Here is a 6,930-nt window from a genome sequence, read left to right as displayed (position 1 = left end):
GTAGCCGTCTTCGCCGGTGTAGCCCGAACGGCTGACGAAGCAGTCTTCACCCAGCAGGCTCACCGGGCGGAACTGCATGAAGGTCATGCCGGCCACTTCCGGCGCCAGGCGCTCCAGCACCTTGACCGCCGCCGGGCCTTGCAGGGCGAGCAGGGCGCGTTGCTCGAACAAGGGCTGCACGTCGCAACGGCTGCCGATGTGCGCTTGCAGGTGGGCCAGGTCCTGATCCTTGCAGGCGGCATTGACCACCAGGAACAGGGTGTCGTCACCGAGGTTGGCGACCATCAGGTCGTCGAGGATGCCGCCCTGCTCGTTGGTGAACATGGCATAGCGCTGCATCCCCACCGGCAGGTCGATGATGTCCACCGGTACCAGCGATTCCAGGGCCTTGGCTGCATCGGCGCCACGCAGGACGATCTGGCCCATGTGCGAGACGTCGAACAGGCCGGCTTGCTCGCGGGTATGCAGGTGTTCCTTGAGCACGCCCAATGGGTACTGCACCGGCATGTCGAAGCCGGCGAACGGCACCATGCGCGCGCCCAGCTCCAGGTGCAGGGCGTGCAGCGGGGTCTTTTGCAGTGTTTCGGACATCGATGACTCCTTGGTTTTTTTGTCGGTTCAACATTCGATGATGTTGACGGCCAGACCGCCGCGGGCGGTCTCCTTGTATTTGCTTTTCATGTCGGCGCCGGTCTGGCGCATGGTGCGGATTACCTTGTCGAGCGACACGTAGTGCTGCCCGTCGCCACGCAGGGCCATGCGCACGGCATTGATGGCTTTCACCGAACCCATGGCGTTGCGCTCGATACAGGGCACCTGAACCAGGCCACCGATGGGGTCGCAGGTCAGGCCGAGGTTGTGTTCCATGCCGATTTCAGCGGCGTTTTCCACTTGCTGTGGGGTGCCGCCCATCACTTCGCACAGGGCGCCTGCGGCCATTGAACAGGCCACACCGACCTCGCCCTGGCAGCCGACCTCGGCGCCGGAAATCGAGGCGTTTTCCTTGTAAAGGATGCCGATGGCGGCAGCGGTGAGCAGAAAACGCACCACGCCGTCCTCGTTGGCGCCAGGGACGAAGCGCATGTAGTAGTGCAGCACTGCCGGGACGATGCCCGCCGCGCCGTTGGTCGGTGCGGTGACCACACGCCCGCCGTAGGCGTTTTCCTCGTTGACTGCCAAGGCGTAGAGGTTGACCCAGTCGAGGACTGACAGGGCATCGCGCAGGCTGGCTTCCGGGTGGCGGCTGAGCTGCCGGTACAACGCCGGCGCGCGGCGCTTGACCTTGAGCCCGCCGGGCAGGATGCCCTCATGGCGGTAGCCGGCCTCGACGCAGTCCTGCATGACCTGCCAGATGCGTAGCAGCCCGGCGCGGGTCTCGGCCTCCGGGCGCCAGGCCGCCTCGTTGGCCAGCATCACCTGGCTGATCGACAGGTGCTGCGCGGTGCAATGGCCGAGCAGTTCCTTGGCGGTCTTGAACGGGTAGGCCAGCACGGTGCTGTCCTCGACGATGCGGTCTTGGCCGGCAGCGTCTTCGTCGACCACGAAACCGCCGCCCACCGAGTAGTACTCGCGGCTGCGGATTTGCAACCCGGCGGCATCGAAGGCGCGAAAGATCATGCCGTTGGGGTGATAGGCCAGTGGCTTGCGGATCATCGCCAGGTGCTGCTTCTCAACGAAGGCGATGGTCTGTTCACCCAGCAGGCTGAGCTGGCCGCTGGTGCGGATGGCCTGCAGGCGGGCGGGAATGGACTCGGTGTCGACGGTATCTGGGTGCTCGCCTTCCAGGCCGAGCAATACCGCCTTGTCACTGCCGTGGCCTTTGCCGGTGGCGCCGAGTGAGCCATACAGCTCGGCCTTGACGCAAACGGTGCTGGCCAGCAGGCCATCGCGGCGCAGCCCTTCGGCGAAGCGCGCGGCGGCGCGCATCGGGCCGACCGTGTGGGAGCTGGAGGGGCCGATGCCGATCTTGAACAGGTCGAAGACGCTCAGTGACATGGGAACCTCCTGCCAATTTGTTTGGGCGGGCGCTGGAGCTTGTGGGAGCGGGTTTACCCGCGAATGCAATGGTGGCTTTACTGTCGCATTCGCGGGTAAACCCGCTCCCACAGGGTATGTGGCAAACCTGGGAGCTATCAGGCGTCCTGATAGCTCTCGATCGACGGGCAGGCGCAGACCAGGTTGCGGTCGCCGAACACGTTGTCGACCCGGCCAACCGGCGGCCAGTACTTGCCTTCCACCAGGCTCGGCAGTGGGTACACCGCCTGCTCGCGGCCGTAGCCATGGGCCCATTCGCCAACCAGCTCGGCCGCCGTGTGCGGGGCGTTCTTCAGCGGGTTGTCGTCCTTGTCCAGGCTGCCGTTCTCCACTGCGCGAATCTCTTCGCGGATCTGGATCATCGCATCGCAGAAACGATCCAGTTCTTCCTTGGACTCGCTTTCGGTCGGTTCGATCATCAGCGTGCCGGCCACCGGGAACGACATGGTCGGTGCATGGAAACCGAAGTCGATCAGGCGCTTGGCCACGTCATCGACGCTGATGCCGCTGGTGTCCTTGAGCGGGCGCAGGTCGAGGATGCATTCGTGGGCGACCAGGCCATTGCCACCGGTGTACAGGACAGGATAGTGCTCTTCCAGGCGGCGGGCGATGTAGTTGGCGTTGAGGATCGCCATCTGCGAAGCACGCTTGAGGCCGGCACCGCCCATCATGCGGATGTACATCCAGGTGATCGGCAGGATGCTGGCGCTGCCGAACGGCGCGGCGCACACCGCGCCCTCGGTATTTGCCAGCGCAGCGTGGCCTGGCAGGAACGGCGCCAGGTGCGACTTGACGCCAATCGGGCCGACGCCTGGGCCGCCACCACCGTGCGGAATGCAGAAGGTCTTGTGCAGGTTCAGGTGCGACACGTCGCCGCCGAACTTGCCCGGGGCGCAGAGGCCGACCATGGCATTCATGTTGGCACCGTCGATATAAACCTGGCCGCCATTGTCATGGATGATCGCGCAGATTTCGCCGATCGCTTCCTCGAACACGCCGTGGGTCGACGGGTAGGTGATCATGATCGCGGCCAGGCGCTCGCGGTGTTCGATGGCCTTGGCCCGCAGGTCCTCGACATCGACGTTGCCACGGGCGTCACAAGCGGTGACCACCACGCGCATACCGGCCATGTGGGCGGTCGCCGGGTTGGTGCCGTGGGCCGAAGACGGGATCAGGCAGATGTCGCGGTGGCCTTCGCCACGGCTGCGGTGGTAGGCACGGATGGCCAAGAGGCCTGCGTACTCACCCTGGGAGCCGGCGTTGGGCTGCAGCGACACGGCGTCGTAGCCGGTGGCGGCGCAGAGCATGGCTTCCAGCTCGGTGGTCATCTGCAGGTAGCCCTGGCTCTGCGCGGCCGGGGCGAACGGGTGCAGGTTGCCGAATTCGGCCCAGGTGACCGGGATCATTTCGCTGGCAGCGTTGAGCTTCATGGTGCACGAGCCCAGCGGGATCATGCTGCGGTCCAGCGCCAGGTCCTTGTCGGCCAGGCGGCGCAGGTAGCGCATCAGCTCGGTTTCGCTGTGGTAACGGTTGAACACCGGGTGCTCGAGGATGGCCGACTGGCGCAGCAGGGCGGCCGGCAGGCGCGAGCCGGTGCTGGCGGCCAGGGCGGCGAAGTCAGGCTGGGCCTGGTCAGCGCCGAACAGTTGCCAGAGGGCCTCGACGTCGGCCTGGGTGCTGGTTTCGTCGAGCGACAGGCCCAGGCGAGTGGCGTCGATCTGGCGCAGGTTGATGCGCTGGGCGCGGGCCTTGTCGTGCAGGCTGGCGGTGGCGCTGCCGGTGGCCAGGGTCAGGGTGTCGAAGGCGGTTTCGCCAACCACTTCCAGGCCCAGGGCTTTCAGGCCGGCTGCCAGAATTGCAGTCAGGGCGTGAGTGCGTTCGGCAATGCGCTTGAGGCCGGCCGGGCCGTGGTACACGGCGAACATGCTGGCGATGTTGGCCAGCAGCACCTGGGCGGTGCAGATGTTGCTGGTGGCCTTCTCGCGGCGGATGTGCTGTTCGCGGGTTTGCATGGCCAGGCGCAGGGCGGTCTTGCCGAAGCGGTCGATCGACACGCCGACCAGGCGGCCTGGCATGTCGCGCTTGAAGGCATCGCGCGTGGCGAAGTAGGCCGCGTGCGGGCCACCGAAGCCCAGTGGCACGCCGAAGCGCTGGGCGCTGCCGATTGCCACGTCGGCGTCGAACTCGCCCGGCGGGGTCAGCAGGGTCAGGGCCAGCAGGTCGGCGGCAACGGCAACCAGGGCGTTGGCGGCGTGGAAACGCTCGACGACTTCGCGGTAGTCGAACACTTCACCATTGCTGGCCGGGTATTGCAGCAGGGCGCCGAAGAAGGCGCTGACATCGTTCAGTTCACGCTCGTCGCCAACCACGATCTCGATGCCCAGCGGTTCGGCACGGGTGCGCAGCACGTCGAGGGTCTGCGGGTGGCAGTGCACGGAGGCGAAGAACGCGTGGCTGGCCTTGTTCTTCGACAGGCGCTTGCAGAAGGTCATGGCTTCGGCAGCAGCGGTGGCTTCGTCGAGCAAGGATGCGTTGGCGATCGGCAGGCCGGTAAGGTCGCTGATCAGGGTCTGGAAGTTCAGCAGCGCTTCCAGGCGGCCCTGGGAAATTTCTGGCTGGTACGGGGTGTAGGCGGTGTACCAGGCCGGGTTTTCCAGCAGGTTGCGCAGGATCGGTGCCGGGGTGTGGGTGTTGTAGTAGCCCTGGCCGATGTAGCTCTTGAACAGTTCGTTCTTGCCGGCGATGGCTTTCAGCGCAGCGAGGGCATCGGCCTCGCTCTGGCCGTCTTCCGAGCCGAGCACGCTGGTGCCCTTGATGCTGTCGGGGATGACGGCGGCGCTCATGGCGTCCAGCGAGTCGAAGCCCAGGGTGGCGAGCATGGCCTGCTCGTCAGCGGCGCGTGGGCCGATGTGACGGGCGATGAATTCGTTGGCGGTGCCGAGGTTGATGGTCATGGTCGGATTCCTCAGGCGTCGTCGTTGGCTTTGATCAGGCGGTCGTAGGCGTCCTGGTCGAGCAGGGCGGTGACTTCGCTCATGTCGGCCGGGATGAAGCGGAAGAACCAGCCTTCGCCCAGCGGGTCTTCGTTGACCAGTTCAGGGCTGTCGTTGAGGCCATCGTTGACCTCGACCACTTCACCGGTCAGGGGCATGTACACGCCGCTGGCGGCCTTGACCGATTCGACGGTGGACGCTTCGTTGCCTTTTTCATACTGCTGCAGTTCAGGCAGTTGCACGAAAACCACATCGCCAAGGGCGTTCTGGGCGTAGGCGGTGATGCCCACAGTGACGCTACCGTCGGCTTCGACGCGCAGCCATTCGTGATCTTCGGTGAAACGCAACTCGCTCATGGGGAATCCTCGGGAAGCAGGGCGTTGGGCGCGGTGCGTCCGCGCTCTTGGGTTAGGATTCCCTTAGCAATAATGCGGCCAGTCGTAAAAAAGTCTTATAAAACAATAGGTTGAGTATTGATCGTCATCATTCTGCAATTGTTTTGGAATGAAAACGCTACAGTTGGCAAGGAAGGAAAAAGAGTTTGGCGATCAAACCCTTGCACAGACGGATCGGAAGGGGTTTGTATTGATTTCAATACGCTGTATTGAAATCAATACAATGAGGCGTTTGGGCTTAGCCCGCAGCGAAAAACGGCAATGCCAGGTACAGCTTGATGACGATGACATTGATGATATCGATGAAGAATGCTCCTACCATCGGCACCACCAGAAACGCCAGATGCGAAGGCCCGAAGCGGTGGGTTACGGCTTGCATGTTGGCGATGGCGGTTGGCGTGGCACCCAGGCCGAATCCGCAATGCCCGGCTGCCAATACCGCTGCATCGTAATTGCTGCCCATGACCCGGAAGGTGACGAAGATCGCGAACAGCGCCATGAGCAACGTCTGTGCGGCCAGGATAATCAGGAAGGGCAGGGCCAGGGCCGCCAGGTCCCACAACTTGAGCGACATCAGTGCAATGGCCAGGAACAGCGACAGGCTGACGTTGCCGAGCACTGAGACTTCGCGTTCGAACACCTGATACACACCCAGTGCAGATAGGCCGTTGCGTAACAGGACGCCAACAAACAACACGCAAACGAATGTCGGCAATTCGAATGCCGTGCCATGCAGTTGGCTATTGAGCAAGGTGCCGCCAAGCAGGCTGACCGATATGAGTGCCAACGTCTCGATGAATGAGAACGGTGTAATCAGGCGTTCTTTTTCAGGCTCTTCAAAGCCTTTTGGCAAGTGCGCTACTGCCTGATCCTGGCCGGGCGTCTGCACGCGCTTGATCAGCAGGCGGGCAACCGGGCCGCCGATCAGGCCACCCAGCACCAAGCCAAAGGTGGCGGAGGCCAAGGCCAGTTCCGAGGCGGAGGCCAGGCCATATTTTTCGCTGAAGGTGCTGCTCCAGGCCGCGCCCGTGCCGTGGCCGCCGGACAGCGTGATGGAACCGGTCAGCAGGCCCATCAACGGATCCAGCCCCAATGCCGTGGCCAGGCCGATGCCCATGGCATTCTGCACCAGCAGCAAGCCGGTCACCACGACCAGGAAGATGCCGACCACGCGCCCGCCTTTTTTCAAACTGGCGAAGTCTGCGTTCAGTCCGATGGTGGCGAAGAAGGCCAGCATCAACGGTGCTTGCAATGAAGTATCGAATTGCACTTTCAGGTCGAAGCTGCGTAACACCAGCAGGAGCAGGGCAACGACCAGGCCGCCTGCAACAGGTTCGGGGATATTGTAGGTTCGCAGGACAGCGACACGCGTCACCAGCCCGTGGCCCAGTAACAGCACCAGTGAGGCGGCGACCAATGTGCCGTAGAAGTCGAGTTCAAGCATGAGAGGCGCTCTCTCTCCATCAACAAAGATGAGCGCCATTTTCGCAGCAGTGCTTGTTGAAGTA

The 6,930-nt window shown here is 63.6% G+C and carries 4 protein-coding genes and 1 pseudogene; all 5 read right to left on the bottom strand.

Features of this window, described 5'->3' with window-relative positions:
• Positions 1 to 591: pseudogene (gene gcvT / locus F6X59_RS24590) on the bottom strand (glycine cleavage system aminomethyltransferase GcvT); the annotation flags it as partial.
• Positions 592 to 618: 27 nt separating this feature from the next.
• Complete coding sequence (locus F6X59_RS24585; protein WP_152958726.1) at positions 619 to 1,995, bottom strand: L-serine ammonia-lyase; 1,377 nt, start codon at positions 1,993 to 1,995, stop codon at positions 619 to 621.
• A 137-nt stretch (positions 1,996 to 2,132) separates the two neighbouring features.
• Positions 2,133 to 4,988, bottom strand: coding sequence for an aminomethyl-transferring glycine dehydrogenase (gene gcvP / locus F6X59_RS24580; RefSeq protein WP_152958725.1), 2,856 nt, complete (start codon positions 4,986 to 4,988; stop codon positions 2,133 to 2,135).
• A gap of 11 nt (positions 4,989 to 4,999) precedes the next feature.
• Positions 5,000 to 5,383 carry a glycine cleavage system protein GcvH gene (gene gcvH, locus F6X59_RS24575; RefSeq protein WP_152958724.1) on the bottom strand — a complete coding sequence of 128 codons (384 nt, stop codon included), beginning with the start codon at positions 5,381 to 5,383 and terminating at the stop codon, positions 5,000 to 5,002.
• Between the two features lie 277 nt (positions 5,384 to 5,660).
• The gene (gltS, locus tag F6X59_RS24570) at positions 5,661 to 6,866 is read right to left on the bottom strand and encodes a sodium/glutamate symporter (protein ID WP_152958723.1); all 1,206 of its coding nucleotides are present in this window, start codon (positions 6,864 to 6,866) and stop codon (positions 5,661 to 5,663) included.
• Positions 6,867 to 6,930 lie beyond the last annotated feature (64 nt).

Source organism: Pseudomonas sp. MN1F (assembly GCF_009391885.1).
Classification (GTDB): Bacteria; Pseudomonadota; Gammaproteobacteria; order Pseudomonadales; family Pseudomonadaceae; genus Aquipseudomonas.
Note: the sequence above shows the minus strand (reverse complement) of the source record. Positions and strands in the feature narration are given on the sequence as shown.

What these genes read in the sequence shown, in the direction of transcription:
- gltS (WP_152958723.1), bottom strand. Translation starts at nt 6,866, where the DNA reads ATGCTTGAACTCGACTTCTACGGCACATTGGTCGCCGCCTCACTGGTG.
- F6X59_RS24585 (WP_152958726.1), bottom strand. Translation starts at nt 1,995, where the DNA reads ATGTCACTGAGCGTCTTCGACCTGTTCAAGATCGGCATCGGCCCCTCC.
- gcvH (WP_152958724.1), bottom strand. Translation starts at nt 5,383, where the DNA reads ATGAGCGAGTTGCGTTTCACCGAAGATCACGAATGGCTGCGCGTCGAA.
- gcvP (WP_152958725.1), bottom strand. Translation starts at nt 4,988, where the DNA reads ATGACCATCAACCTCGGCACCGCCAACGAATTCATCGCCCGTCACATC.